The sequence below is a fragment of the Streptomyces sp. NPDC002573 genome, from assembly GCF_042889625.1.
Lineage (GTDB): Bacteria > Actinomycetota > Actinomycetes > Streptomycetales > Streptomycetaceae > Streptomyces > Streptomyces gibsoniae.
This window is the reverse complement of sequence record NZ_JBIARC010000025.1, coordinates 98176-124495: the sequence shown is the minus strand read 5'-3', so window position 1 is coordinate 124495 and position 26320 is coordinate 98176. Positions and strand designations below refer to the sequence as shown.

The following is a 26320-nucleotide window of genomic DNA, read 5'->3' as shown; positions in this document are numbered from 1 at the left end:
GGAGGGGGATGCGCCCATCATGTTCCAGCCGTTGCCGGTGGTCAGCGGCCCCGCGCCGGGCAGCACACCGCCGCCGGGCAGCGTGAGAGTCGGTTCGGGGACGGGAATCAGCGGCGTCCCGGACTCCTGCGGGGCGCCGGCCTTGGGGGACGGGTCGGGGGAGGGTGAGGTGGGCGGCGTCGACGGCGTGTGCGAAGGGCCAGCGCCCGGCTTCCGGTCGTTCGACGGCTTCGGCGGCGCGGGCTTCGGTCTCTTCGGGCTGGACGGCTTCGGCCGGTCCGACCGGGATCCGACGGACGCGTCCGGCACCACGCGGTGTCCGGTCAGGTAGTACGCGTACCACGCCTTGACGGTGCGCAGATAGGCGTCCGAGTGGTTGTAGCCCAGGATCGCCCGGTCCAGGTCGGCGGGGTTCGACAGGTCCCGGCCGCCCGCGCACAGGTAGCGGCCGGCGGCAAGCGCCGCGTCGTAGACGTTGTTCGGGTCCGTCCGTCCGTCGCCGTTGCCGTCCGCTCCCCAGCGCGCCCAGGTGGACGGGATGAACTGCATCGGGCCGACCGCGCGGTCGTACACCGCGTCACCGTCGTACGCGCCGCCGTCGGTGTCCGCCACGACGGCGAAGGCGCCACCGGTCAGCCGCGGGCCGAGGATGGGCGTCACGGTCGTACCGTCCCGGGTCACCAGTCCGCCCCGTGCCTGCCCGGACTCCACCTGGCCGATCGCGGCCAGCAGCTGCCAGCGCAGCCGGCAACGTGGCGCGCTGCGCGCCAGCTCCTCCTCGGCACGCCGGTACGCGGCGAACACGCTCGCGGGCAGGGCGCCGCCGTCCGTCACTCCGTGTGCCGAGCCCACCCTCCCGGTCCCCAGCGGGGGAAGGTCGGTGCGGTACGGGGTGTCGCCGGACACGCCGAGGCCGAGCTCGGCGGGTGCCGCCCTGCGCGCGGGCTCCGCGGCCTCGGCCGAGACCGCCCTCGGCGCCTGCGACGCGGTCAGCACGGCCATCGCCGCCGCCGCGATCGCCGTACCCCTGGCACCCCTCAGTGCCCCCTTGAGTGCGCGCGCTGTCACTGTGCATTCCCCTCCGTGGGTGAATCCGTCGTCTGCTCTACGCGGCCGGAGGGCAGGTCCGTCGCGCGGAACCGGAAGGCAAACGGCTCCACCCCTGCACGATGCCGCCCGTGTACCTCCCTCCGGAGGGCAGGCAGCGACGTACGGGGGTCGCTTTCCCCAGGGCTGACGTCGCCGGGCACGGCAGTGCCCTGTGCTCGTCCTGGTGACGAGTACCGGGGCACCGTCATGCGCGGGGAGGATTCAGCCGGTGTTGCGCAGGCGCGCGACCACGCCTCATCGGGGGTCACTGGAGGTCGGCTGCAGTCGCGATGGTTGCTGCACTCCGCTGCTGTCCAACTGCTCGGCCGCGGGTCCAGGCTCATTGTCCGTGGCACGTGCTTCACTGTGCGGCCGCGGATGGGCAGGAACTGCTCGCGACCGTCCACTCCACTGGCTCACCGAAGGGGCCCTGGACGCCCTGCCACGTGTAGGGCGCCCAGGTCGGCCTTTCGAGCAGGGGCAGACCCGTCACGGGGGAAACGAGCCTGCGCCTGCACGCCGGCGCCCGCGAGCCTCCTCCAAGAGGGCAGGTGCCTGAACCCCACCCGGGGTCACCACGTTCAGCGTGGCGTGGGGCTGGAGTGTCACAGGTGACGGCCGATAGTCGCAAGGTCAACACCGTTGTGGACAGGGGTGCTCGGTAGCGTCACGTATCGGCCGTGAAGTACTCAAAGGCCTTGGCGTGTCCGTCGTGGGTGCCGGGGTTCTACGCGGTTTCCCTGTCGGGCGCTTGATGAGTTCACGGTCTGGATGGTCCTTGGCCCGTGACGCCCTGGGGCCTCCTGCCTTCGCTGAAACCGACAGGACAGGGCCTGTAGCACGTCCCCGAACGCCCCACGCCGTGGATCTGCACATCGAATGCCCCAACAACCGCAACACAGCGGTCGCTGGATCTGCACAAGAACACGTCAGACGGCGCTCGGCTGGTGCGGAGCGTCAAGTCATGAACTCATGCGGTGATACCAACCATCGCCGGGGTCACGCAGCTTGTAGAGAAGGGGTCCGCAAAGCATGGCAATGACTGCACGGATGTGTAGACCATGCCGCTAACCGACCTGGTGGAAGAGTGGTTTAAGTGGCTGCTCGGCACGCTCCGTGATTTCATCCTGTGCGCTGCCGGGGTCGCGCGACGGTTCCCGGAACTGGACGTGGCGCGCCTGCAGTCGCGGCTCACGGTTTGTCCCCACATGGGCTGCTCCTCTTGTAGAACATTTATACGAAGGGAAGTTCGCTATGAACTCCGCTCCTCAGATCCAGACCGCTGAGATCTCCGAGGCTGAGCTCGACAACGTCTCCGGCGGGCTCAGCCCGCACGCCGGCGTCTCCGCCGGACCCACAACCCTCAGCGACTCTGATGTCCTGGCGCAGCTCGACGCGGTCAAGAGCGAGGTCATGGGAGCCGCCGGCCAGTACCACCAGGCGGGTGTCTTCGTCTCCTTCTGACCGGTAGCCTCTCGCAGCTGAGCCGTCGGCAGTAGTTGCCGTGGCTCACACTTGAGCGCCCTTCGGCGGCCCCGCAAAGGCTTCAGAAGGGCGCTCATTCGTCGAAGGAAGACCTGTAGTGAGCATCGCAGTAGGAGAGGTGACACAACCCTCCCCGTCAGTGATGATCTTCCTTGGGATTCATCGTTCTTACTGGTCAGCGGGGTGCGTCCTTTCGTCCCTGTCTGATCGTTCCCGCCTTTAGACGCAATGCCGTGACTCTGCTGGTGATGTTGGCGGGGTGCTGACGCCTGGCCCGATGGGTGCTTGTCTGGTGGGAGCGGGGCGGTGTCGACGGTGGGGGTGGTCGCGATGTCCCTGCGGCCGGAGAAGCATCAGAGGATCCCGGTCAGGACGGTGCGGACAGCACGGGCGGCGTGTCCGAACGGCACTCCGGCGATGCTGATCAGGGACCGGTTGGATGTGCTGTTCGAGGACGAGGAGTTCGCCGGGCTGTATCCCACCGATGGCAGGCCCGGGCTGTCACCGGGGCAGCTGGCGCTGGTGTCGGTGCTGCAGTTCGCGGAGAACCTGTCCGACCGGGCTGCGGCAGACGCGGTGCGGACCAGGATCGACTGGAGGTACGCGTTGGGCCTGGAGCTGGACGATCCCGGATTCGACTACTCGGTGCTGTGCGAGTTTCGGGCCCGGCTGGCCGAGAACGGCGCTGCCGACCAGCTGGAGACCCTGACGGCAGTCTGGCCGCCGCTCGGTACCAATGGGATTCGATGCCCGGAGTCCGGTAAGTCCCGCTACGAGCCCGACTTCAACCCCGTACGACGCATCGCCTTGTGGGTGCCGCGGCGGCGTCGATCAGCGCCAGAGGAGACCATCAGGTCGCTGCTCGGACCAGGTGGGGGGGGGCCGCAACGGCTGCCGGGCGTCGCGCCGTCGGTCGACGGCGGGACGCCCGGGGTCGGTGCATCAGAGGGTCAGCTGCCGTGGACGGCGTTGGCGAGGTCAGGCAGGAGCTTCGCCGCGTTCGGCGTACCCAGCCCCGTGACAGGGTCCCATCCTGCGGTGGCCGAGTAGCCCGGGACCGAGGTCTCGGCGGCGTTGCCACCCACGGTGACGTCGTTGAAGTCTGCCGCGTAGGTGGCCGGGTCCGACGCCAGCTTGTACAGAGCCGGGTTGATCGGGCCGAGTCCACCGCCGTTGATCTGGGCAGCGATGGAGACCAGGCCCGCCCACTGGGGACACGCCAGCGACGTTCCGCCGATGTCGTACCAGCCCGTGCTGCACGGCGTGCTGCCGCACTTCAGCCCGCTCAGGCCGTCGGGCGGGAGGGACACGTACACCAGCGCTCCCGTCGACGGGCTCGCCTGCAGGGAGATGTCCGGAACGCCGCGCATCGCGCCGATGGAAGTGCTGCCGGCCGGCAGCGCACCCGACTGGTAGTCCGGCTTGGCGAAGACGCTGCTGTAGCCGCCACCGGAGCCGACCCAGGCGATCTCCGACTGGCCGGAGGCCTTCTGGCAGGCCCCGGGCGGGGAGACGCTGTCGACGGCCCTGCCGCTGGTGGCACCCGGGTCGGTGCACAGGTCCGTGCCGCCGACTCCGGTGACCAGCGGGTCGGACGCGGGCCACTCGACCGCGGGATCGGGGAGCGTCGACCCGCCCTTGCCCACCGGCGCCTTGACCGAGCCGGCGCTTCCGTCGTCACCCGACGAGCCGAGAACGGTGACACCGTTCTGTGCCGCCGCCTTGTAGGCATCGCGCAGGTTCTCCAGCGACCGGGCGCCGTGGAAGGCGCCCTCCGCGGAGGCGAACGACTGGGAGATGACGGTCGCGAGGTGGTGCTCGACGACGTACTGCTCGGCAGCCATCATCTGAGGGAAGCCCTGCACCCCGAGGGTCTCGGCGGTCGGGGTGGTGACCAGCAGGATGTTGGCGCCGGGTGCCATGGCGTGGGCGGTCTCGACGTCGAGGGCCACCTCCAGCGCCCACGCGCTCTTGTCCTCCTGCCCGGGGGCCTTGCTCGTGGACGGAGGCGCCTTGGTCGCGGGCGAGCCCTGCAGATGAAGCTCGCTGAAGGTCGGCATGCCGGACGCACAGTTGACGCCCTCTTCCCCGCACATGGACCGGATGCCGAATGCCTGGTCGAAGACGTGCAGGTCGTGGGCCATGGTGTCGCTGCCGTAGGCGTCGACGATTGCGATCGTCTGACCGTGGCCGTCGTTTCCGGCCGAGTGCAGAGGGCCTACGTTGTAGGCCGCCTGGATGCCCTGGGGGGTGAAGCAACGGCGTCCCACCGACGTGCACTGGGACTGGGTCGGTGGGGTCTGGCTGGTCGTCACCTGCGTGTAATCGGCCACGGTTGGCCGTACTTGCGGATAGCTTGCCTGGTGGACAGCGTTACTTGTGGGTACGGCGCCCGCTGCTGCGAGGCCGAGGGTGCCCACCCCCGCGAGCAGCCACCGTCTGATGCCGTGTGCCATCAGAGTCCTCCCTTGGGATCGAAAGGGGACTTGCGTGTCCGCCCCCTCAGGTGGGGGGTGGTGGCACAGGGGGTTGCGGACGGGGCGAGGCTATCCCTCGCGGTTGGTGGGCCCTAGGGCTCGTCCTGTCAAGAACGATCAAAAACAGGGGCGGCCGGCCCGATTGTGCGGTGGTGCTTGCGCGTTCGGGCTCCGACATGCGTGCCGTCGCCGGGCCGGCTTCCGACCGCCGGATCTGCACCTCGCGGAACTCCGCATCCATCGTGCGCTCGGGTATCCGGACCGAGATCATTCACAAAACGAAGGCGCCGGCGGCAGTCGTGCCGGTCACGCCCGCAGGGCGCCCCGCAGGATCTTGCCCTCAGTCGACAGCAGTCCGGCGCGGTAGTCGAAGCGCGGGCTGCGAGCGAACATCAAGTACAGGTACTTGGGAGCCTCCGCGAACCAATAGCCGGGTGTCAGGTCTCCCAGGCGAGGCGGGGAGGCCGTCACATCGAGGGCGACGGTGTAGCCGCCGGGCACCCGCAACCGATCGCGCATCCCTTGGAAGCAGCGGTAACCGGTGGTCTTGTAGGAGGCGTCTTGGGTCAGCCGCCACAGGTCGAAAGAAGAGTTGATGTACTCGGGACGCAGATCGTTCCGAGGCGAGAGGACTTCTTGGCTGCTGAAGTCGAAGGATTCCGGTAGCAGAGGGTGGCGGTCCAGAAGACCGGTCCAGGACAGGTAGTAGTTCTTTCCCGTCGACAGGTCGCCGCCCTTGCCGAGGAGCCCTGGATAGAACGCAGCCAACTCCGACTGGACCCGGCCGACCGTTCTCCCGCTGCTGTGGTCGACCTGGCGGAACCACAGGTGACCGGCGCGCTGTTCAGCCTGCCTGTGCAGTACTGCGTCGGTGAGCAACCGGTACCAGCGCGCAAGGTCCCGGTCGCCGAACAACTCGGCCCCTGCCCACAGGTACTCGTAGAAGGAGTCGACCGGGGGGTTGGGCACGCACGAGGTGCCGTCCACCCACTTGCCGGTCTCGACGTCGATCGTGGTGCCCAGCAGATCGAGCGAGGAACGCCGGTCCAATACCGCCTGGTACGCGCGCTTGGCGGCGCCGAAATAGCGTGAGTCGCGCGTGAGCTGCGACAGCAGCCCGAACTCCAGAATGTTACTGCCGACCTCTGCCAGCGGCGTGACGGTGCCGGACACCTTGCCGGTCCGCAGGTTGATGCGCCTGTACGGGAGGCCCGTAGGGGAGCGCGTGAAAGCCGGCAACAGTCGGTCGGTGAGCTCGCGGCATCGGGTCAGCAGCGCCTCCCGGCCGGTGCACAAGTAGGCGGACAAAAGACCACCGACCAACCTGATCACCGCCTCGAAGACCTGGACGTCGCCGTCCACCACTGGATCCAGGTGCTTCTCGATCCAGTCGGCGGCCGGCGCCACCTCCTCGTCCAACTCCATGATCCAAAGGGTGTCCAGTGCCTCGATGATGGACAGGCCGAAAGTCTGTCCCGGCACGAAGAAGTCGTGGTGTTCGGCTGAGACCGGCCGGACCTCGTCATATCCCCAGGCGGCTTTCTTGTAGCCCTCCCAGCTGTGCACGAGCTCAGCGCGCACCTGCTGGGCCACGACCGGGTCAGGCGGCAGATCGGCGGTAGCGGCATGCTGGGGCCGCCTGACGGCGGAGGGTGGCGGGACAAGGACGCCTACCGCGCCGGCCGCCGCAATGTTCAGGACATTGCGGCGGGGCAGAGCGGCGCGGGGGATGAGAGAGCGGCGCGGTTGCATGGATCCCGGACGCTACCGGCGATGCGGCCGCCGCGGAGGCAACCAGGGCGATCGGCGTGTCGACCGGTCGAGAGCAGCCGCCGTCCCGGCGAGGAGGTCGCCGATGTGGCCGAGCACTGTTGTGCAGGGGCGTGAAGGCTTCCCACCGCGGCCGTGAACTTGCCATCCCCCCAGCCGTAGCCATGGGCGAGCGGGGGTTCGCCCCGTGCCGCTGCGGTCCTGGTGCCTGTCTGTTCGCGCGGCGGCCGGTACCACTGGCCCGCCTGATCGGGGCGGTGACGGACAAGGGGTCGAACAGGGAGACCGCGATCAGATGGGCTGCCCGGCGGCTGTCACGCATTCCGCCTGGGGAATCACGTCCCACGCCGCGTTGGGCGTGTTGCGCCCGGCAGACGAGCACGGCTGTAGTCTGAGATGACTGAGCTCGAACGGCGCCACGCTCCGTGCGGCCGCCCGACCGGCTGCTGGGGGCGGGTCGGGCCGTCCGGCGCCTATGCTGGAGGCATGGGCGAGATCGTCGTCGTGTACGAGGTCGACAAGGTGGTAGCCACACGCGTACCGCGTGGCGGGGAACGGCTCGTCCGCCGGGTGCACGCGGCGCCCGCCGCGCCAGGGTCTCCCGATACGACCGGACCACGGACCCTCTGCGGCAAGGACACCTTCGCCATGGAAACGGCCTGCTGGAAGCCCTCCGAGCACCCTGAGTCGCCTTGGTACCCCGCGGAGTACGCCACCGTGGTCTGCCCCGACTGCGATGCCGTGATGGAGACCTGACCGGCGCGCCGACTGTCCTGACGTGTCTGCGTCGGCGGTGAGATTCCCGGCCTGCTGCACTGTCCATCACCGTTGAGGCTGGGATGCCGGTGCCTGAGCCGCACCGATTCACCCTGGACTCGCCTGTGGCCCCATCGCGGATTCTTGCTGGCGAGGCGCAGACACGAGGTTCTTGATCGCCGCTGCGGTGGGTGGCCGACCGGTGTGCCTGCGCGCGCTGTAGTCCCACATCGCGGCGATGAAACGGCGGTGCCGGCCGAGCAGGGTGCCTGGGCTGATCGGGACGACGTCGCGCCAGTGGCGCCGAGGTATGAGGCCGGAGAGGGCAGCGAACCAGAATCGATCGGCCGGCTCGTAGCGGAACGGGCCGGTCGGCTTGTCGGCGCAGCACCGCGTCCTTGTGCCGCAGCACGAGAAGTTCCCCGTCTTTCGCGGCATCGCCGCGCAGGCACCGACGGCAGGGAGAGCAACTTTCGGGTCATCCGGCAGGGACACGATCACCGGGACATGCTGCCGGCGGACGAACCGTCACCGCTGCCACCAGCGACGATGACTTTTCGAGCGGCACAGGATTTTCCAGAGCAGGACCGCAGCCCAGGAACCCGAGTGCCTGGGTTATCCGGATTTACCGACAGAGATCATGTTCGGCTCGGTGAATTCACCTGGTATTACGCTGTGGTGAGCCATGCCTTCTGAATCCACCACAGCTCCCGAAGCCGACTGGTTTCGGGTGGCAATGCGGAGCGGGCTTCGACACCTCACCGGCGGCAGCGGACGCGGATTCCGGGGGAGTTGTCGGGCTGCCGTGCCGCGGCCTGTTTTCAGCCGGTTCCATACACTTCCTCCGGTCGGTTCCGCGTCGATTCCCCCTCCTCGGCGCCGAACACGAGCGTCGCGGGCCGGCCTGCGGGGCATAAGCGCGCGAGTGGCGGCGAGGTCGTGCCCATCCTTTGGTTGACCGGTGGAGATTGTGTATTAGGGTGAATGCGTTCCTGCCGATCGCCACCGAACCGCAGGAGGTCCCAGGGAGTTCCCTCCCGCCCGTTCCCAAGTCGCCCCGTGTGCGGCCGAATTGATCTGTCGCTTCGTATCGTGACGGCGCCACAGCCGAATGGCGGACCTTTTCTGGGTGCTGGGCGGGCTTCCGGCACAGCGGAACCCCGTGCCGGCCGTCGGCCTGTCCCCGGCAACCGCGATTGCCTGTGCAGCGGTCGCGGCGGTCCCCGCTCCCCACTGCTCTGACACTGAATTTCCCTCATGGTGATGACGATTCAAACTGAAGCGGGAGGCGCCCGGTGATATTCTCCCGTGCGTCGCGAGGACGCCGTGACGCAGCGGATGCCACGGCGCAGTCACCGGAATCAGCAGCGCCTCCTTCCACTCCCTCGCCCCCGGCGCCGAGCCCGCTGCCGGACCTCGTGCCGCTGACCGCGGAGGAAATCGCCCTGATGCGCGCCAGCGTGGCTGTGGTCGGCCCGTACGCAGCGGACATGACGGTGTATTTCTACGCCATTCTGTTCGCACGTCACCCCGAGGTGCGTGGGCTCTTCCCGGACGACCTGGACGTCCAGCGCGACCGGTTGCTGCGCGGGCTGCTGCAGATCGTCGACCTCGTGGACGACCCGGAGAACCTGATCCGGTTCTGCTGCCGGCTAGGTCGCGACCACCGCAAGTTCGGGGCGCTGGACGGCCACTACCCCGCGGTGGGCGAGTGCCTGCTCGCCTCCCTGGCCCGCTACGCCGGCCCGGAGTGGAGCCCGGAGCTGGCCGCCGCATGGACGCACGGATACGGCGTCGTCGCGCAGGTGATGATGCACGCCGCGGGGGAGGACGCCCGCACGGCGCCCGCGGTGTGGGAGGCGGAGATCATCCACCACGTGCACCGCGGCCATGGCATCGCGGAAATCACCGTGCGGCCCCACGCGCCCTACCCGTACACGGCAGGCCAGTACGCGAGCGTGGAGACGCCCTGGCACCCCAAGGCGTGGCGCTACTACTCGCCCGCGCACGCGCCACGACCGGACAACACCGTGACCTTCCACGTGCGTGCGGTCGCCCACGGCCGGGTCAGCCAAGGCCTGGTCTACAGCGCCAAGCCCGGGGACGTGGTGCGGCTTGGACCCACTCAGGGCGACATGACGCTCGATCCGCGCACCGATCGGGATCTGGTGTGTGTGGCCGGCGGGACCGGCATGGCCCCCATCAAGGCCCTGGTCGAGGACGCGGCCCGCACCGGGACAGAGCGCTACGTCGACGTCTTCGTCGGCGCGCGGACCGCCGAGGAGCTATACGGCCTGGACGACATGCTCAGGATGTCCCAGCGGCACCACTGGCTCTCTGTGCGGGCCGCGGTGTCGCACGAGCGTATTGCGGGGCTGGAGGGCACTCTGCCGCGGGTGCTGAACGAGTTCGGACCGTGGTACCGGCACGAGGCGTTTCTCTCCGGGCCGGTGGACATGGTCACGCAGGCCAGCGCCACCCTGGCCCGGCAGGGTATCCCGCAGGAGCGGATCCACTTCGACCCCTTCGACGTGCCCGCACTCGAGGCCGCGTTGCTGCCCCGGCAGTTGCGGGAACCGCCCGAAGACTGATCATCCGGCCGACCCGGCCCCGGCCGTGCGGCCACCCGCTTGCCGCGCCCGCCCGCCGGACTCGGCCTCGACCCGTCCCCTCCCGGCCGAGCGGCCGCCGGACCACCGCCGGCGCGCCGGGCCCGCGTGAGCAGCAACCCCCGAGCAGGAGAGAATCCGGTGCAACTCCCCCCTCCGTCCGACCCAGCTCGGCGCCGCTCGTCGGCGCACGACGCCGTCCTGGCGGCCGCCGAGGTGTTCATCCGCCAGTACGCCGCCGAGAACCCGGGCGACGGCGATCCGCGCCGGCGGCTCGCGGAGGTCACCGCGGAGGTGGAGCGCTTCGGCACGTACGAACACACCCCGGCGGAGCTGGCGTTCGGCGCGCGGGTTGCCTGGCGCAACGCGGCGCGCTGCATAGGCCGGCTCTACTGGAACAACCTGATCGTGCGGGACCTGCGGCACGTCACGCATCCCGACGACATCGCCAGTGAGTGCTTCGAGCATCTGCGGATCGCGACCAACGGAGGTCGTGTCCGGCCGGTCATCAGCGTCTTCGCCCCCGATCGCCCCGGCCGTCCCGCCGCCGCGCTGCTGGGCGAGCAGTTGGTGCGCTATGCGGACGACCCGCGCAGCGCCCACCGGGTGGCGCTGGCGAGGGACTTGGGCTGGAAGGGCGGCGAAACGCCCTTCGAGGTACTGCCGTTGCTGGTGCAGCCCGGCCCTGGCCTGACCCCGGAGTTCTACGAGGTGCCCGAGGACGCCGTGCTGGAGGTGCCGTTGACGCATCCGCGCCATCCCGGGTTCGCCGACCTCGGTCTGCGCTGGTACGCGGTGCCGGCCGTCAGCGACATGTCGCTGGAGATCGGCGGGGTCATGTACCCGGCCGCGCCCTTCAACGGCTGGTACATGGGCACCGAGATCGGCTCGCGCAACCTCGCCGACACCGACCGCTACAACCTGCTGCCCGCCGTCGCCGAGCTGTTCGGCCTCGATACCCGTAACGAGCGCACCCTGTGGCGGGACCGCGCCCTGGTCGAGCTCAACCTGGCTGTCCTGCACTCCTACGAGCAGGCGGGGGTGAGCATGGCCGACCACCACACGGAGTCGCGGCGCTTCCTCTCGCATGTGGAGCGCGAGGGGCGGCACGGGCGCCCGGTGCCGACTGACTGGAGCTGGATCGTCCCGCCCCTGTCCGGAGGGGCGACCGCGGTGTTCCACCGCTACTACGACCCCGAGGACCCCGACCTGCGGCCGGCCTTCGTGCACCGGACCGCAGGGGTTCCGGGAGGATGCCCCTACGGCGCGGCCTGAGAGGGCATTTGACGCCCCGCCGAAGACCTGGGGGGCAAGGTCACCGGCGTCGTCACCGGGTCCGCGGGTCCGCTGCCCGGCGCGGTGGTCCAGATCACCACGTCGGGGGCGCACTACACGATCATCACCGACGCGAGCGGCCACTATCAGGTGTGGACCGATGCCCGGAACCCGTTGCAGGTGATCTGCGCGGACGACGGCTATCAGTCGCAGATGACGACGGTGAGGATCAGCAAGGGAGCGACGACGACGCTGAACTTCGCCTTGCAGAAGGTCTAGTTCCGGCCGGCTGAGAGGGCCCGGGCGATGACATCGTCCGGGCCCTCTCGCGCGGCGCCCCGGCAGGGCAATCCGGTGAAGTCGGCGGCGCGGTCACCGAGCTGTCACGGCAGTTGCCGGGCGAGTACAGCCGGCAGCGCTCGATCCTGCCTCAGCACCCGCCAGTTGGAGCTGCTCCTCGCCGATCCGGCGCACCGATGCCGTCATTCCCCACAGGGTGACTCCCGCCGGGCGATGCGTCGGCGTCGACGGGACCCGGCCCGGCGGTCTCCGTCCGTGCCGGGCCGGACGGGGTGCGCAGCCACCCCGTGCGGGTGGCGAGGGCGCCCAGCGCCAGGGAGACCAGATGGCCGACGTCGGCGAGTTCCTGGTCGTACAGCAGGGCGGCCGTCAGCGCCGCGGCAAGCAGAGGCAGGCCGTAGCGGCGCAGCCGGCCGGTGGCGAGGGCGAGCAGGCAGGCGGCGGTCGTCACCAGGCCGTAGCTGATGCCCACGTCACGGGTCCGGGTGGGCACGCCTGGCAGATGGACGATGTGCATCAGCCACAGGGCGCCCTCGGTGAGCAGGGTCGCGGTGAGGTGGCCGAAGACGAACACTCCGCACGCGCGCAGCGTGCCCCACCGCCATTCGGCGCATCCCAGAACCCCGGCCACCGCGGCGATACCGACCAGGGCCGGGACACCGTCGACCACCAGACCGCTGGTGAACAGGGTCCACCACTTGCCGACATCCAGGTGATGGACGTTGCTGCTGTTGTGGCGCATGAAACGGGCGCGCTCCGCTGCCGGTTGTCCCTTCAGCCACCAGGCGGTGAGCAGCAGGGCCGTCACGTACACGGCGGTGCCCGGCAGCCGCCGCCTCAACGTCTCCCCAGCCCTCATCTTCATCCGTTTCCTGCATGTCTGATGCGTTCTCGCCGTCGGCGCTCGGGCGTTCACGGGCGCTGTGCCCGGCCTTCCCGGGGAGAGACCGTCTGCCGCCTTGCCCGGTTCCGATGGCGGCCAACATGAGAGGAGTTCTCACCAAGCGATGCTGTACTGCCCCGCAGTGACGAGTGGTTCGACTTACACGGGAGGGATTTCGTCTGGTGGGACGCTGGATGGAGGGACCTGCGCGGGTGACGGGCGGTAGCGGTGCCGGTCGCGAGGCGATCAGCCGGCGTTGGGCGTTGGCCGCCATGGCGGCGGCCGCGCCCGCGGTCCTTGCGGGCTGCGGCGGCAAGCACGCGCGCAAAGCCGCATCCGACCCCACCGACGGGCCGGTCTCCGGGGTCCCGGTCGGAGACGACACCACCATCATGGTCATCCGGCACGGGGAGAAGCCCGGCAAACACGAATCCGGTATCGACGAGAACGGCCGTCCGGACGCCAAGTCCCTCACCCGACGCGGCTGGGGACGGGCCGGGGCACTGCCGACGCTGTTCGCCCCGCCCAAGGGCCAGGCCCTGAAACCGGGCATCGTACGCCCGCGTACCATCTACGCCGCCGCCGACCAAGGTCCCCTCGCCGGCGCCCACCGGATGCGGGAGACCGTCACACCGCTCGCCCAGCACCTGGGCATCAGACTGGACACCACCTATGCCGAGGGTCAGGAAGCGGCACTGACCAAGGCCGCGCTCTCTGCTCCCCAACCGGTCCTCATCTGCTGGGAGCACTCGCGAATCCCGGCCATCGTCAACGCCCTTGGCGCATCGCACAGCGGCGTGCCCGCGGTGTGGCCGAACCGCTTCGACCTTGTGTGGGTCTTCACCCACGCCCATGGCTCCTGGGCCTTCCGCCAGGTCGGCCAGCACCTGCTCCCCGGCGATGCCTGAGACTCCGACGGGGTAAGGGCGCGCGGTATCAGTGCTGCACTTTGCCGGCACCCGCGCGGCTGGGCTCTGCTGTCCGGTCTCCGCTCTGCGCCCTGATGCGTAGTCCACTCGGGCGCAAGCCCGCTGCGGCAATCTCCGCGTGGGCCCGCTCCGCGAGACGTTCCGCCCCGCACCTCTCCGCCAAGTCGGCACCCTCGAAAAGCAGTTCCGCCACGCGGTCAGCGTGGCCGCGGCGTCTGAGGCCGACGGCGAAGTCAACCAGTGCCTCGGCGTACAGGAACTGATTGGGGGACTTGCTGAGCGTCTCCACCGCCCGCTCCAGCAGCGCCAAGGTGTCCCCCGCCTCGGACACCGCCGCGCTGAAGCGCAGTGCCTCACCTATGGCGGTGGGCGTGTCGTAACGCTCTGCTCGGCGCAGCGTCTGCGCTGCGAGAGCTCGGGCGCCTGCCGGGTCCTCCTGGGCGAGGGCGAGGGCGAGGTGCCCCGCCCAGGGACACCAGGTCGGATTGAGGATGCCTTTGGCCTCGAGTCGTTTCCCGGCGGCGGTGAGCTGGGCGATGGCTTCCGTGCGCCGGCCACGGACGAGCAGCAGGCGTCCGTACAGCGCCTGGGGGTCCGGGAAGACCACCGCGTTGGGGTACGGCGGCGCGAAGTCGTGCGTCTCGGCGACGCTCAGCGCTTCCTCGTTCTCGCCGCGGGACAGCAGGATGTCGAGCAGCAGACCGACGGCGTACCACTTGGCGGGCAGCCGGGGTCCGACGCGGTCGGCCAGCCGGACCGCCTCACGCGCGCAGCGCTCCGCCTGGGCGAGCATTCCGCGCCGGAAGTGGACCAGGCCGAGGAGGTTGAAGCCGAAGGAGAGGTGGGCGCCGCTCCACCCGACCTGCTGGCACTCGGCGATGGCGGAGCTGAACAGCTCTTCTGCACGGTCGCACTGGTCGGCGTACATGTACCCGAGCGCGGTGATGCTGGGCAGCTCGAAGCCCCAGTCCGGGTCGGTGTAGCTGAGCCCCACGGCGCGTGTGGCGACGGCCAGGGCGCTTTCAGCCGGCTCACCGCGCAGCGTCGCATCCCAGGTACGCAGGCACAGCAAGGCCTTCTCTCCCATGTTCTGCCCGGACAGATGCTCAGCGAGCCGCGCGAGCCGACGGGAGCGGACAGGCGCCTGCACCTCATGCACGTCAAAGACCAGCCACAGGTGGTGCGCGGCCTGCAGACGCAGCCGTGCCCCGTACGACCGTGTGTGGGCAGCCTCGGCCCCCGCCACGGCGGCTGCCTCGCCGAGCTGGTCGTTGTGGGCGAGAGCCTGGGCCAGCCGGAACGTGGCGTCCTCTCTGAGCGCGGGGTCGAGGTCGGGCAGCTGCAAGGCCGCCGAGAGGTGGTTGACCGTGGTGGCCGGGGAGGTGAGCAGGGCGGAACAGCCGAGCTCGTGGAGCACGGCCGCGCGCTCCTCGGCCGGCGGCGGCTCGCGCAGCGCACGCTCCAGGCAGCGATGAGCGGCGTCCGGAGCGCCTTGGCGAAGATTCTCCCGCGCGGCCGCGCGCAGCTGCTGGACGGTCTCCGGGTCGTTGCTCGGATGGGTCTCCAGCAGGTGCCGTGCGGCGACAGTGATGTTCAGGCCCGCGTCGACCACCGCGCTGGCGGCCTGACCGTGCATCGCTGTGCGCATGGCCGAAGGGATGGCCCGATACACGGCAGTGGCGATGAGGGGGTGGACGAACTCGAGCGTCCTGGTGCCGGTCAGGATACGAGCGACCCGCAGTCTGTCCGTGGCGTCCTGAGCCTCGGCCGGTGGGAGCCCGGCCACCGAAGCCGCCAGTTCAGGGGAGATCTCGGTCCCGAGTACGGCCGCCGCCCAGGCGAGCCGCACGGCCGGGTTGCCGAGTCTCTCCAGCCGTTTGACCAGCCCGGTGCCGCGGGACGACGCACCGAGGTCGCGCAGCAGATGCGCCGACTCCTCGGAGGGGGTGAGACCGCGGTCCTGGACCTTGGCGATCAGTTCGACGGTTTCGTAGGGGTTGCCGCCGGTGACGGCCCAGCACTCGCGGCAGAAGGGATCGTCCGCTTCCGGCCCGAGTGCGCCGCGGGCCAATTTGGCGACCGACTCAGGGCTGAGAGCGCGCAAGGTGATCGGGTGGGACCCCCGGCCGCCGATCAGTTCACGCAACGCCGCGGCGTCGGCATGCAGTTCGTCCGGGCGATACCCCAGGACGATCAGGAGGGGAAGTTCCTGCACCCGCACGGCGAACGCGGCCAGCCAGGCGAGGGACTCCAGATCACCCCAGTGCGCATCGTCGACGACCATGACGATCGGGGCTTTGTGCACGGCGAGTTGTGTGAGAACCCAGTCCAGACCGTCCCGGACACCCTGTGGATCCGGCATGGCGGTACCGGCCTGCTGGGCCAGGAGGCCAACGGCCGGCCCGGCGATCTCGTACCAGCCACCGAAGATCTCGCGACGTTCAGCCTCGGTACAGGCTGCCAGGACGGGCTGCAACAACTGCCGTACGACGTGGAAGGGAACCGTGTGCTCCTGCTCGCTGCCGCGCGCGGACAGGACCGTGCACCCGCGGGCAGCGGCGATGGCTCTGATCTCGGTCAGCAAGGTCGTCTTGCCCAGCCCCGCGGCGCCGCTCAACAGCAGCAGATCGCCATGTCGACCGCCGCGGTCCGTCGAGCGGGCGCAGAGCGCCTCCACTGCCTCTCGCGCGGCTGCCATCTCGTCGGCACGCTCGTACAGCGGCGTGCCCGCCCGGCTGGGGCCTGTCGAGCCGACTCGTTGCTCGTTGCGTTCCTGTCCCGGCACGCTGTTCCCCTCGCTCACCAGCCTGTCGGTGAGCCTAGCGAAGTGGAACGATGTGCGGCAGAGGTATGGGGGAACCGTGTCGGTAGCCTCCCGAACATGGTGCCGAGGTGGCAGGCTAGGAGGGATTCTGTCTCTCGGGGGCGCGGGAGGGGTGCCGTGCCGTGCTCCTTGAGGTTCTCCCGGACGGTGCAGGCCGCGACCTTGCTGCCCATGGTTGAGAGTTCGCTGTGTACGGGCTGTCGTAGCCCCGACCGGTGTGCGCTCCGCCGGTCGCCGACGCCACAGCCTGGGTGGGCGGCGCAAGGACCTCCCGACCCAGGCTGGACGGTGGCCTGGGATCAGTCGCCCTTCTCGGCGAGGGCCGCCAGTTCACGATCCACGGCGCGCTGGTGCTCCACCGCCTCGTCGCGGGCCCTACGAGGGCTCCAGCGGCCGGCCATGACGAAGACGAACGGCAGGAAGAGCATTTGTCCGGCGGCACAGATCAGCCACCAGGTGCGCCACTGCTCGGGGCCCTCGGCCGAGGCGCTCTTCACCTGGGATCCGTAGCGTTTCAGCAGCGCCAACTGCGGCTGCGCCTTGCGCACGGTGGCCAGGTCGTCGGCCCCGACCTCGCGCACCGCCTGAGCCGTCAGCGCCGGCGGGACCGCAGTCGGAGGGTACGCGTCGAGTTCGGCGAAAAGCCGCGGGTGCGCGTCGATGACGGACAGTGCGGGGGCGGCCTGGACACTCGCGGCCTTCACCTCGGCACCATGCTCGACCAGTGGCGTGGCCGAGGTCACCACGACCGGGACGAACGCCGTGGAGATCGCGACCACCGCGCGGATGATCCATCCCCACACGGCCAGACCGGTCGCCGTGGCGGCCGGGTTCTGCTTCTCCACGGTTTCGGTGAAGCTCGCCATCCAGGGTGCGTAGGTGACGCCGGTGAGCACACCGATGGCGACGAACAGTGCGGCAAAGGTGTAGTAGCCGGTGCGCGGCTCTGTGGCGTGCAGGGCGAAGAGCACGGTGACCACGATCGAGCCGATCGCGCCGACGATCATGAAGGGCTTGCGCACCTTCAACCTGTCGGAGAGCAGCCCCGCCGCCACCAGTGCCACCGCGTTGGCCGCCCAGTACCAGTTGGCCAGCCCATTGGTGCGCTGCTCGCTGTAGCCGAAGGTCGCGGCGAAATAGACGACGAGGTTTCCTACGGCGCCGAAGTAGAGGAGGAGGAAGAGGCTGACGGCGGTGGCCGAGCCGACGACGTCCAGCCGTAGCATCTGCCGCCAGTGGGCCTTGGTCGCCGTCCTCGCATTCATGCCCTTGGCGCGCGCTTCGACCAGCGCACGGTCGCGGAGGCTGACCATGATCTGGTCACGCAGCCGGGGCGACAGCTCTCGCAGCCCCACCAGTGCCAGCACGAAGACGGCAAGCCCGGCCCAGCCGGAGTAGCGCAGCTCGTCCTGCCAGCCGGCGAAGGACAGGGTGCTGCTGGTGACGACGGTGACGACCAGGCTCCCGATGACCGGGCCCATGGTCCAGTAGCCCATGGCGGTGGCTCGGCCGAGCTGTGGCGAGAAGTCCCGGATCAGCGCCGGCGTGGCCACCAGCACGATGCCTTCGATGAAGCTGAGGCCGGCGAAAAGCACCAGGTAGGTGCTCTTGTCCGGGGCGTTGGGCAGGCCGAGGAGGCTGAGCAGGGCGGCGATGAGAAGTCCGTAGACCACCATGTTGGCCCGGCCCCAGCGGTCGGCGAGGCCCGCCACGAGCGAGGCGAAGGCGCCGACCGCGTTGCCGATGACGGAGACCCACACGAAATAGCTGTAGGTCATGTGGAAGTGCAGGATGATCGACGTGGCGACCGCGTACTGCACGTAGAGGGCGTAGTACAGGACCACGGTGGTCAGCACCACGATCGCCAGGTACGCCATGCGGCGTGAGGTGACGGGGTAGTCGTTCAGTTCGCGGCGCCACAACCGGGCGGCACGGCCGGAGGTTTCCGGTGTGCCGGTGTCGATTGGTCTGACGTTCGTGTCGTCGGGCGAAGCAGGCATGGAAGTCATGCGGCGGCTCCTGGGCTCGGGCCCATGGGCCCGGTGCGGTGGGTGCGGACAGTGCACGCCTTGCGGCGCGGCTGGCACGAGCATTGTTCGGCCAGGTGGGCCGAACCCCGGGGTGTCTGTGTCCAGATGGGGAGAAGGTGTGCGCAGAGGCTAGTACCGACCAGTCGGTACGACCTAGAGGTGTGCACGGGGATGCCGAAACGTGACCTGGCGCCTGGGGAGGGGCAGCGGCAGGACGGTGCCGACCGGCGACTTCCGTACTGGACCGTCCGAATGATTCATTGGCGCCGTTGGGTGAACAACGAAACGGTGTGCCCCGAGCCGACGGCCGGCAGTCGCTCGCGACCATACGTTGGGCCTCGTGTCGCTGAGCTACGCCTTTGTGAACCTCAAGCCCGGAGTGGGAAAGACGACCAGCGCAGTCTGGTTGGCCCACGCACTTCACGAGTCGGGTATCCCGCCGTTGCTGGTCGACAGCGACCCCGCCTCCTCCGCGCTGCACTGGAGCGAATTGGCAGGTGGCTTCCCGTTTCCCGTGGTCGCTCTTCCGGTGGGCGACGTGCACCGGCGCGTGAACGACTTCCTGGGCGACCGGCAGGCCGTCGTGTTCGACGCTCCTCAACTGGAGGACCACGCGCACATCGCCCGGAGCATCATGAGGTACGCGAGCGAGTGGATCCTGCCGGTGGCTCCGGCTCCCATCGAGTTGGATCGTATGGCGCCCATCGGCGGCGAGATGGGCGACGTACAGTCCTTGCGCATTCAGCCGGCCCGCGCCGCCATTCTGCTGAACCGAACGAATCGTGCCGACGCCACGCGCACCGGTCCTGACGCCGACGCCCGCGAAGCGCTCACCGAGCGGGGATTCGACGTGCTGTCCACCCACATTCCGCGGCTCGACCTGTACGCCCAGTCATTCGGCAGTCCTGTCGAGGCCAAGGGCTCGGCGTACATGGACCTCGCAGACGAACTCATCAAGCGACAGGACAAAGCATGAATCAGCGCAAGGACACCTACCGGGCCGCATTGCAGCGCGAACCGGATGCCGCCGTCCCGCGTCCCGTCAAGGTCGCCCAGCTGTACACCCGATACGTCCGGGTGACCATCGAGCTCGACACCGACTTGCCGCGCGACCTCATGCGATGGGTGGGGTCACCCGTGTGCGCGCTGGGGCGGGCCGGCGCCGCCGCACTGCGCCCGCTGAGGAACGCCTCGTAAGCGATGTGGCGTCGTCGCGCGTCAACAACTGCCATGTGAAGTGGTCGATGCCGCCGGACTTGCGGCCGGCCGGGTGGCAGGTGCCGGCGGGTGTGCTCTCGCGCAAGCTCAAGGTCAGGACTTCCACCGCACCGGCAGCTGACGCGGGCCCCGGATGAGCATGCCGTGGCGCCAGGTCAGGGCGGCCGGGTGGGCGTCGATTGCGAGGTCGGGACAGCGCTCCAACAGGGAACGGATCGCGATCCGGGCCTCCATGCGGGCGAGCGGCGCGCCGAGGCAGTAGTGGATGCCGTGGCCGAAGGCGACATGACCGCCCGCGGCCCGCCGGATGTCGAAGCGGCCGGGGTCGGGGAAGCGTGCCGGATCGTGGTTCGAGTCCGCCAGGGCCACGAGGACCAGCTCACCACCGCCGGGGATGACTGTGGTGCCGATCTCGACCGGCTCTGTGGTGAACCTGAACGTCGGTGTCTCCAACGGCCCGTCGTAGCGCAGCATCTCCTCCACCGCGTTGTCGATGAGCGTCATGTCCCCGCGCAGTGCGGCGAGTTGGTCGGGATGGGTCAGCAGGGCCAATACGCCGTTGGAGATCAGGTTGACCGTGGTCTCATGTCCCGCGACCAGCAGCAGCCAGGCCATACCGCGCAGTTCGTCCGCGGACAGCCGGTCACCTTCCTCATCGGTGGTGCGGATCAGAGCGCTCATCAGGTCCTGGCCCGGGGACAGGCGCTTGCGCTCCAGCAAGTCGACGAGATATGCGGACACCTCACCTGTCGCCGCAAGCCGCGCCTTCGGGTCTTGGCCGGTGAGGATCGCGCCGGTCCACGCGCGGAACGCGGCCCGGTCCAGCATCGGCACACCGAGCAGCTCGCAGATCACCGAGATCGGCAGCGGGAAGGAGAGCGCCTCGACGAGATCGGCCCGTCCTTCCGGAATCGCCGTCATCGCGTCGAGCAACTCGTCAGTGATCTGCTGCACACGCGGCGCGAGCTGCTCGATCCGGCGCGGTGTGAACTCGCGGACGACGAGCCTGCGCAGCCGCTCATGGTCCGGCGGGTCGGAGTTGAGCATGTGCGGCCCGGCAGACGGATTGGGGAGCGGAAAGGAGGGCGAGGCGTTCTTCCACTGCTTGGACAACCGCGGATCTACGAGCGCGGCCCGGCCAGCCTCGTACCCGACAACGAGCCAGGCCTCCGTACCCTCTGGGATCCGCACCTTGTGGACGGGGCCGCGCTCCCGCAGCGCCGCGTAGACCGGATAGGGATCGCGGACGAAGTCCTCGCCCATCGCGACCAGATCGATCACCTCGGCTGCTGCCATCGCCTGCCCCCGTCTCCCGCTTCGTCGGACGCTAGCAGCCGGCGGTACATCAGCGAAGGACGCATTCAGCCGAACGGGGCGGGGGAGAACGGGCGCCCGCGGCCGGCGAAGGCGAGTGCAGCGACCGCCGCGATCGACGCGCAGACGTTCCGCACAGCAGGATCCATACCGGCGTCGGAGTCGTCCTTCAGGATCAGCCCGCCGTCCTGCGCCGAGCCCAGCAGCTCCCGTCAGCGTTGGCCACTGGTCACCACCCTGGTCGGGATCGCTGGGGGAGAACCGAACGAGTCCAGACCCAGGTAAAGAAAAACGAATATTCGTCTTGACCTGCCGCTCGGCTGTGGCGCAGGATGAGCAGCGCTGAACGGAATGGTTGTTCCGGGAAGGGGAGGAGGCGGCATGGCTACCGTGCAGACCGGCGGGTCAGGAATGACCCCGTGTCAGGTGCCGAAGGCTGACGGGATGCGGGCAGCGCCTACGACGGCCGAGCGGACTCCGTCCGGCACCGTGGCGTTCGTGCTGCAGGGCGGTGGCAGTCTGTGCGCTGCGCAGGTCGGCGCGCTTCGGGCGCTCACGCAGGCGGGAATCACTCCCGATCTCGTGGTGGGATCCTCGGCCGGCGCTCTCAACGGCGCTGCCTTCGCCGCCGATCCGAGCATCGAGGGCATCGACAGGCTGGAAGCGTTGTGGCTGAGCCTCAAGCGCCGGGATGTCGCTCCGATCTCACCGAGGACCCTGATCAGGGCCGCCGTGGGGCGGGGGGAGGCGGCGGTCTCGAGCGCGGCGCTGCAGCAATTGCTGCGGTACGGGGTCGGCGTAAGCCGCCTTGAGGACGTCACCGTGCCCGTGCACGTTGTGGCGACCGACTTCGAGACCGGCGCCGCCGTCGTTCTGTCCCGAGGCGACGCTGTTGCAGCACTACTTGCCTCGTCGGCCTTCCCGGGGTTGTATCCACCGGTGCGCGTGGGGGAGCGCCGTCTCATCGACGGTGGCGTGTCGGCGGATACGCCCGTGCTCCAGGCGGAAGCGCTCGGTGCCGCCACCATTTACGTGCTGCCCGCCGCCGTCACGAAACAGACCGGGCGTCAGGCACACGCAGCCCTGCTCGCCGCCTACCGGGCAGTGGGCCAGATCCTGGACGAGCGTGAGCGACGGGACCTGGCGGCCGTCCGCGGGTCGGTTCTTCGGCTGCCAGCAGTCACCACCCCCGTAACCAGCCTCATCGACTTCCGCGACACACCGCGCCTGGTCCGGGCCGGTTACCGGCTCACCCAGGACTGGCTCATCCAGCAGCCCGCGGCCATGGCTTAAGGATGCCCCATGGCGCACTCGGCCCCCTCATACGACATCTGCGCGGTGGCGGGCAGGACAGGGCAGCCTTGCCGCGGGGACCGGCCTTGACTCCGCCGCGTCTGCGCCGACGTACCGTGCTGACCGCATGCGCCATGGTGAGCGTGGCGGGCACCGAATCGGTGTGGGTGGCGCCCTACGCGCGCCAGGCAGCAGGGCAGCTGGCCCGCGCCCACCTCAACTGGTTCCTACTGGCACTTGCCGCCGAGATGGTTTCCATGATGGCGTTTGCCCGCCTTCAGCGGCTCGCGCTCGGCGCCGGCGGGCTGGGCGTCAAGCTCGGTTCCGCTGCCGCCACGGTGTTCGCCGCGAACGCTCTGGGCGCGACCCTGCCCGGCGGGAGCCTGATCTCCCTCACCTACCGGACGCGCCGCATGCGCTCCTGGGGGGCCAGCGCGCCTCAGATCGGTTTCGTGCACGCAGCCACCGGCGTTCTGAGCACGATCGCGCTCGCCATACTCGCCGGCGTCGGACACACTCTGGCAGAGGACGACTCACAACTCTTCTCGGTCGCGGTCCAGGTCGTTGCGACCTGCGCCCTTGCCGGCGCCGTACTGGCGCTGGTCCACCACCCCGCCACACTGCGTCGGCCTGTGAGCGTCCTTCTTCGGCTGTGGAGCAGGCTGCGCCACGGCGCCGCGGACCATCCGTCGGCCGAAGGACTGCTCGACGAGTTGGCTGCCATGCACCCGTCTGCCCGTTTCTGGGCGCGGGGTCTCGGCTTGGCCCTGGGCAATTGGAGTGCGGACCTCGCCTGCTTGCTCGCTGTGTGCCATGCCGTCGGAGCGTCGCCCACGCTCGGCACCGTGTTCCTGGCCTACGTCGCCGCGATGACGGCCGCGTCAGCCATGCCGCTCCTGCCTGCTGGCCTCGGCACCCTCGACGCGGCCCTGGTTCTCACTCTGCACCACGGTGGGACACCCACCAGCTCCGCCACCGCTGCCGATCTCCTGTACCGGCTGATCACCCCCGGGCTGGTCAGTGCCGCCGGATGGGTCCTGCTGGTTCACCAACGCCGACGGTCGACCCGCAGGCGGCGGGCACCCGACTCCAGCACCGGCGCCGCACCGCGTCGGCAGCCGCCGGCACAGCCGGAGGAACAACCACTGCCGCTGTGACGCAGGCCTCTGCTGGTTGACGCCTCCAACACGAAAGAAAACGAATGTTCGTCTTGACTATTACCGGCAGGTACGTCAGACTGCTGTTTAATAAAATGATCATTCGTCTTATGGGAGGCGTGACCGTGAAGAACCCACCGGTGAAGGCCCTGTCCTGGCGTAGGGCCGTCCTCATGATCGTGGGGTTGCCGCTGGTGGTCTCGCTTGCCGCGATGGCATACGCATGGCCCGCATCGCGCATCGCGCCGCGAGACCTGCCCGTGGGAATCGTGGGTACCAGCACGGCCAGCCAGAACGTGGTCGAAAGCCTGACTCGAAGCAAACCGGGCGGATTCGACTTCCACCTCTACCCCGACCAGGCGTCGGCACGCTCCGCCATCAAGAATCGGGAGGTCTACGGCGCATTCGCCATAACTCCCGCCAGCGTCACCGTACTGGAAGCCACTGCCGCGAGTACGCCCGTGGCCCAGCTGCTCGGGATGTCCGGACGACAACTTGCCATCCACGCCACGAAGTTGTCCGAAGAGAGACTCGCCCCTCCGGCCCACGCCACGTCCCACGGGTCCCGTGCCCGGAAGAGCGTCGCCAAGACGGTGGCCCAGGTCACGGTGAAGACTGTGGATGTCGTCCCGACCTCTACGGACGACCCCCGGGGAGTGGTCTTCAGCTCGGCACTTCTCCCGCTCACCATCTGCAGCGTTCTCATCGCAGCCCTCATCACCCTGTCGGGACTCCGTCTGCCGGGGTGGCGTCGGTTCATCGACCTGATCGTCGGGTGCGCTGTTTCCGGCCTCGCCGCCTACCTGGTCACCCAGGGCATCCTGGGCGCGCTGCCGCACAATCACGTGGCCACTTGGGCGGCCCTGTCCCTCACCATGCTCGCCGTCAGCACGACCAGCGCCGGCCTGATCAGGCTCATCGGTCAACCAGGGCTCGGGCTCGGCGCCGCACTCATGGTCTTCGTGGGAAACCCGTTTTCCGGCAGCACGTCCGCACCGGAACTGCTCCCCAAGGCAGTCGACGACATCGGCCAATGGCTGCCCCCGGGCGCCGGTGCAAGTCTTCTGCGCAGCACGGCCTACTTCGACGGCCACGGATCCGGAGGCCATATCGTCGTTCTCGTGCTGTGGAGCGTGTTCGGGCTGATGTCCGTCGTATTCGGTCGTCGCCCCCTCACCGTCCCGAGCGACACGCTCGAACAAGGCGCCCGCGAGCCCGGCGATACGAGTGCTGAGGACCTGGCCGCTGACGAACCCGCCGCCGCCCTCCCGTCTCTCTCGCCGGCACTGGAAGGACACGGCACGCACTCGCACGCCCGACATGCAGCCCACGAATGATGCCCGTGATGTCGGCGATGGCGTTCCTGCGGCCGTCGCCGACATCACGTGGAGGCCGTCGGGGCGGTGTCAGTGGACCGGTTCGAGATGGTCGGCGTCCTGGCGCCCGGCGCTCAGGTGGGCGGTGAGGAAGCGGGCGGCGCGGTCGAGTGCGGCGTCCGCCTCGTCGAGGCGGCCGTAGTGGTGCTGGAAGACATGGGGGAGGCCGGGGCCGACTTCGAGCGTGACCTCGACGCCGTCGGCGCCCGCGCGGCCGGCCAGCCGGACCGCGTCGTCGAGGAGCACCTCGTTCGCCCCGACCTGCACGAGGAGTGGGGGCAGTCCGGTGAGGTCGGCGAACACCGGACTGGCCAGGGGATGCGCCCTGTCGCCTGCGCCGACGTAGAGATCGGCGTAGGCGCGCACGTCGGCCTGTGTGAAGATGGGGTCGGCGCTCTCCTTGGAACGGATGCTTCCTCCGGCGAGGGTGAGGTCGGCCCAGGGGGGAGAAGACGACCACGGCGGCTGGCTGCGGCAGCCCGGCCTCCCGGGCGGCGAGCAGCGTGGCGATGCTCAATCCGCCACCGGCGGAGTCACCGGCCATGACGAGGTCCCGTGGGTCGGTGCCCGACGCCAGCAGCTCGCGGTAGGCCGCGAGCCCGTCGTCGACAGCCGCGGGGAAAGGGTGTTCGGGCGCCAGCCGGTAATCGACCGACGTCGCGCGCAGCCCGGTGCGGCGGGCCAGTTCACCGACGAGCCCGGCGTGGGTGTCCGGTGAGCCGATGACGTAGCCGCCGCCGTGCAGGTAGAGCAGTCGGCCGCGGCCGGAGGCTTCGACCGGCTCCAGCTCCAGTGCCGGCCGCCCGCCCAGGACGGTCCTGCGGGTGACTACGCCCTCCGGCGCGGGGCGGGTGACAGCCACGGCGAAACCGCTGCGCTGCTCCTCGGGAGTGGGCCGGATCTTGCTGCGAGGGGCGGAACGGAGTATGGCGTCCAGGGCGTCGCGCTGCTGTCGGGACATGCGGGGCCTCCATGGGTCGGGGTGCGATGATGGATTCCTGGGAATCCACCTGCCTGACCCCAACCGGATTCCAAGGAAGATGATTCCTGGGAATCCACAGGAGCTAATGTGAGCCACATCACCTCGATCTTCAGCGATCTGGTCCGCGTCGAGACCCGGCTCTACAACGCGGCGAGCGCCCGGTTGCGCGCCGAACAAGGGCTGGGGCTGGGGCAGTTCGAGCTTCTGGAGATCATCGACCGCGTGCCGGGGTGTCGCGTGCTCGACATCGTCGGCGAACTGGCGATCACCGTGGGGGCCGTCAGCAAGGCGGTCGACCGGCTGGTGGCTGCGGGCTGGTGCCTGCGGGTCGCACACCCCCAGGACCGCCGCTCGTCCGTCCTCCGCCTCACATCCGCGGGTGAGGAGCAGTTGTGCGCTGCCCGCCCCATAGTCGAAAGCGAGCTCATCTCGCTGATCGCGGCGGTTCCCCCCGACGACCTGGCCCGCATGGCCTCAACCCTGGCCGGCCTTCGCGCAACCCTCGAGGCGGGCTCCCACGGAGGGCTGGGATGAGGGGACATGGCCCGCGAAT

The 26320-nt window shown here is 69.4% G+C and carries 20 protein-coding genes and 2 pseudogenes; 13 read left to right on the top strand and 9 right to left on the bottom strand.

What is annotated here, in order from left to right; translation table 11 throughout:
* A partial coding sequence (locus ACFYX0_RS23730) for a lytic transglycosylase domain-containing protein (protein WP_388972912.1) occupies window positions 1–1068 on the bottom strand: 1068 nt, incomplete at its 3' end.
* Window positions 1069–2343: 1275 nt separating this feature from the next.
* Here ACFYX0_RS23730 and ACFYX0_RS23725 point away from each other — a divergent pair.
* A complete protein-coding gene (locus tag ACFYX0_RS23725) occupies window positions 2344–2553 on the top strand; it encodes a hypothetical protein (RefSeq protein ID WP_355925128.1) in 210 nt (69 codons plus the stop codon).
* A gap of 351 nt (window positions 2554–2904) precedes the next feature.
* Window positions 2905–3261 (top strand): annotated as a pseudogene (locus ACFYX0_RS23720) (transposase); the annotation flags it as partial.
* 263 nt (window positions 3262–3524) lie between these two features.
* Here the strand turns inward: ACFYX0_RS23720 and ACFYX0_RS23715 are convergent.
* Window positions 3525–5030, bottom strand: a complete 1506-nt coding sequence (locus ACFYX0_RS23715; protein WP_388972910.1) for a hypothetical protein — start codon at window positions 5028–5030, stop codon at window positions 3525–3527.
* A 327-nt stretch (window positions 5031–5357) separates the two neighbouring features.
* Entirely contained in the window at window positions 5358–6644 is a 1287-nt protein-coding gene (locus ACFYX0_RS23710; RefSeq protein WP_388972908.1) for a glycoside hydrolase family 47 protein, read from the bottom strand.
* 663 nt (window positions 6645–7307) lie between these two features.
* Here ACFYX0_RS23710 and ACFYX0_RS23705 point away from each other — a divergent pair.
* On the top strand, window positions 7308–7577 hold the full coding sequence (locus ACFYX0_RS23705) for a hypothetical protein (protein WP_388972907.1): 270 nt from the start codon (window positions 7308–7310) through the stop codon (window positions 7575–7577).
* 108 nt (window positions 7578–7685) lie between these two features.
* Here ACFYX0_RS23705 and ACFYX0_RS23700 read toward each other — a convergent pair whose 3' ends face one another.
* Window positions 7686–8078, bottom strand: coding sequence for a hypothetical protein (locus tag ACFYX0_RS23700; RefSeq protein ID WP_388972905.1), 393 nt, complete (start codon window positions 8076–8078; stop codon window positions 7686–7688).
* 947 nt (window positions 8079–9025) lie between these two features.
* On the opposite strand from ACFYX0_RS23700, the gene ACFYX0_RS23695 reads away from it, so the two are divergent.
* The 3 genes from ACFYX0_RS23695 (at window position 9026) to ACFYX0_RS23685 (ending at window position 11740) form a co-directional block, all read left to right on the top strand.
* Entirely contained in the window at window positions 9026–10168 is a 1143-nt protein-coding gene (locus tag ACFYX0_RS23695; RefSeq protein ID WP_388972903.1) for a globin domain-containing protein, read from the top strand.
* Between the two features lie 159 nt (window positions 10169–10327).
* Entirely contained in the window at window positions 10328–11461 is a 1134-nt protein-coding gene (locus ACFYX0_RS23690) for a nitric oxide synthase oxygenase (RefSeq protein WP_388972902.1), read from the top strand.
* Between the two features lie 27 nt (window positions 11462–11488).
* Window positions 11489–11740 (top strand): carboxypeptidase-like regulatory domain-containing protein, encoded by a 252-nt coding sequence (locus tag ACFYX0_RS23685; protein ID WP_388972914.1) that lies wholly within the window; start codon window positions 11489–11491, stop codon window positions 11738–11740.
* A gap of 151 nt (window positions 11741–11891) precedes the next feature.
* Here the strand turns inward: ACFYX0_RS23685 and ACFYX0_RS23680 are convergent, their stop codons facing one another.
* Window positions 11892–12626: a rhomboid-like protein gene (locus tag ACFYX0_RS23680; protein ID WP_388972900.1), complete on the bottom strand. Its 735-nt coding sequence runs from the start codon at window positions 12624–12626 to the stop codon at window positions 11892–11894.
* A gap of 212 nt (window positions 12627–12838) precedes the next feature.
* Here ACFYX0_RS23680 and ACFYX0_RS23675 point away from each other — a divergent pair, with 212 nt between their 5' ends.
* Window positions 12839–13552: a hypothetical protein gene (locus ACFYX0_RS23675; protein WP_388972898.1), complete on the top strand. Its 714-nt coding sequence runs from the start codon at window positions 12839–12841 to the stop codon at window positions 13550–13552.
* 28 nt (window positions 13553–13580) lie between these two features.
* On the opposite strand, the gene ACFYX0_RS23670 is transcribed toward ACFYX0_RS23675, so the two are convergent.
* Window positions 13581–16376: an ATP-binding protein gene (locus ACFYX0_RS23670; RefSeq protein WP_388972896.1), complete on the bottom strand. Its 2796-nt coding sequence runs from the start codon at window positions 16374–16376 to the stop codon at window positions 13581–13583.
* A 320-nt stretch (window positions 16377–16696) separates the two neighbouring features.
* On the bottom strand, window positions 16697–18406 hold the full coding sequence (locus ACFYX0_RS23665; protein WP_388972894.1) for an MFS transporter: 1710 nt from the start codon (window positions 18404–18406) through the stop codon (window positions 16697–16699).
* A gap of 361 nt (window positions 18407–18767) precedes the next feature.
* Here ACFYX0_RS23665 and ACFYX0_RS23660 point away from each other — a divergent pair, with 361 nt between their 5' ends.
* Both ACFYX0_RS23660 and ACFYX0_RS23655 read left to right on the top strand, forming a co-directional pair.
* Entirely contained in the window at window positions 18768–19403 is a 636-nt protein-coding gene (locus tag ACFYX0_RS23660) for an AAA family ATPase (protein WP_311698675.1), read from the top strand.
* Complete coding sequence (locus tag ACFYX0_RS23655; protein ID WP_388972892.1) at window positions 19400–19624, top strand: hypothetical protein; 225 nt, start codon at window positions 19400–19402, stop codon at window positions 19622–19624. Before ACFYX0_RS23660 ends, ACFYX0_RS23655 begins: the two co-directional genes overlap by 4 nt.
* Window positions 19625–19738: 114 nt before the next feature.
* On the opposite strand, the gene ACFYX0_RS23650 is transcribed toward ACFYX0_RS23655, so the two are convergent.
* Window positions 19739–20941, bottom strand: a complete 1203-nt coding sequence (locus tag ACFYX0_RS23650; RefSeq protein WP_355919257.1) for a cytochrome P450 — start codon at window positions 20939–20941, stop codon at window positions 19739–19741.
* A gap of 399 nt (window positions 20942–21340) precedes the next feature.
* Between ACFYX0_RS23650 and ACFYX0_RS23645 the strand changes: the two genes are divergently transcribed.
* From ACFYX0_RS23645 to ACFYX0_RS23635, 3 genes are all read left to right on the top strand, one after another.
* Window positions 21341–22252 (top strand): patatin-like phospholipase family protein, encoded by a 912-nt coding sequence (locus ACFYX0_RS23645; RefSeq protein ID WP_388972890.1) that lies wholly within the window; start codon window positions 21341–21343, stop codon window positions 22250–22252.
* 86 nt (window positions 22253–22338) lie between these two features.
* The gene (locus ACFYX0_RS23640) at window positions 22339–23409 is read left to right on the top strand and encodes a YbhN family protein (RefSeq protein WP_388972888.1); all 1071 of its coding nucleotides are present in this window, start codon (window positions 22339–22341) and stop codon (window positions 23407–23409) included.
* Window positions 23410–23453: 44 nt separating this feature from the next.
* Window positions 23454–24746 carry an ABC transporter permease gene (locus ACFYX0_RS23635; protein WP_388972887.1) on the top strand — a complete coding sequence of 431 codons (1293 nt, stop codon included), beginning with the start codon at window positions 23454–23456 and terminating at the stop codon, window positions 24744–24746.
* 69 nt (window positions 24747–24815) lie between these two features.
* Here ACFYX0_RS23635 and ACFYX0_RS23630 read toward each other — a convergent pair.
* Window positions 24816–25746, bottom strand: a pseudogene (locus ACFYX0_RS23630) (alpha/beta hydrolase).
* Window positions 25747–25854: 108 nt separating this feature from the next.
* Between ACFYX0_RS23630 and ACFYX0_RS23625 the strand changes: the two are divergent.
* Complete coding sequence (locus ACFYX0_RS23625) at window positions 25855–26301, top strand: MarR family winged helix-turn-helix transcriptional regulator (RefSeq protein ID WP_388972885.1); 447 nt, start codon at window positions 25855–25857, stop codon at window positions 26299–26301.
* Window positions 26302–26320: the final 19 nt, after the last annotated feature.

Bases quoted from the DNA above. Each gene is read 5' to 3' on its own strand.
- ACFYX0_RS23650 (WP_355919257.1), bottom strand. From the start codon at position 20,941: ATGGCAGCAGCCGAGGTGATCGATCTGGTCGCGATGGGCGAGGACTTC.
- ACFYX0_RS23665 (WP_388972894.1), bottom strand. From the start codon at position 18,406: ATGACTTCCATGCCTGCTTCGCCCGACGACACGAACGTCAGACCAATC.
- ACFYX0_RS23705 (WP_388972907.1), top strand. From the start codon at position 7,308: ATGGGCGAGATCGTCGTCGTGTACGAGGTCGACAAGGTGGTAGCCACA.
- ACFYX0_RS23675 (WP_388972898.1), top strand. From the start codon at position 12,839: ATGGAGGGACCTGCGCGGGTGACGGGCGGTAGCGGTGCCGGTCGCGAG.
- ACFYX0_RS23695 (WP_388972903.1), top strand. From the start codon at position 9,026: ATGCGCGCCAGCGTGGCTGTGGTCGGCCCGTACGCAGCGGACATGACG.
- ACFYX0_RS23715 (WP_388972910.1), bottom strand. From the start codon at position 5,030: ATGGCACACGGCATCAGACGGTGGCTGCTCGCGGGGGTGGGCACCCTC.
- ACFYX0_RS23635 (WP_388972887.1), top strand. From the start codon at position 23,454: ATGTTCGTCTTGACTATTACCGGCAGGTACGTCAGACTGCTGTTTAAT.
- ACFYX0_RS23680 (WP_388972900.1), bottom strand. From the start codon at position 12,626: ATGAAGATGAGGGCTGGGGAGACGTTGAGGCGGCGGCTGCCGGGCACC.
- ACFYX0_RS23725 (WP_355925128.1), top strand. From the start codon at position 2,344: ATGAACTCCGCTCCTCAGATCCAGACCGCTGAGATCTCCGAGGCTGAG.
- ACFYX0_RS23655 (WP_388972892.1), top strand. From the start codon at position 19,400: ATGAATCAGCGCAAGGACACCTACCGGGCCGCATTGCAGCGCGAACCG.
- ACFYX0_RS23645 (WP_388972890.1), top strand. From the start codon at position 21,341: ATGGCTACCGTGCAGACCGGCGGGTCAGGAATGACCCCGTGTCAGGTG.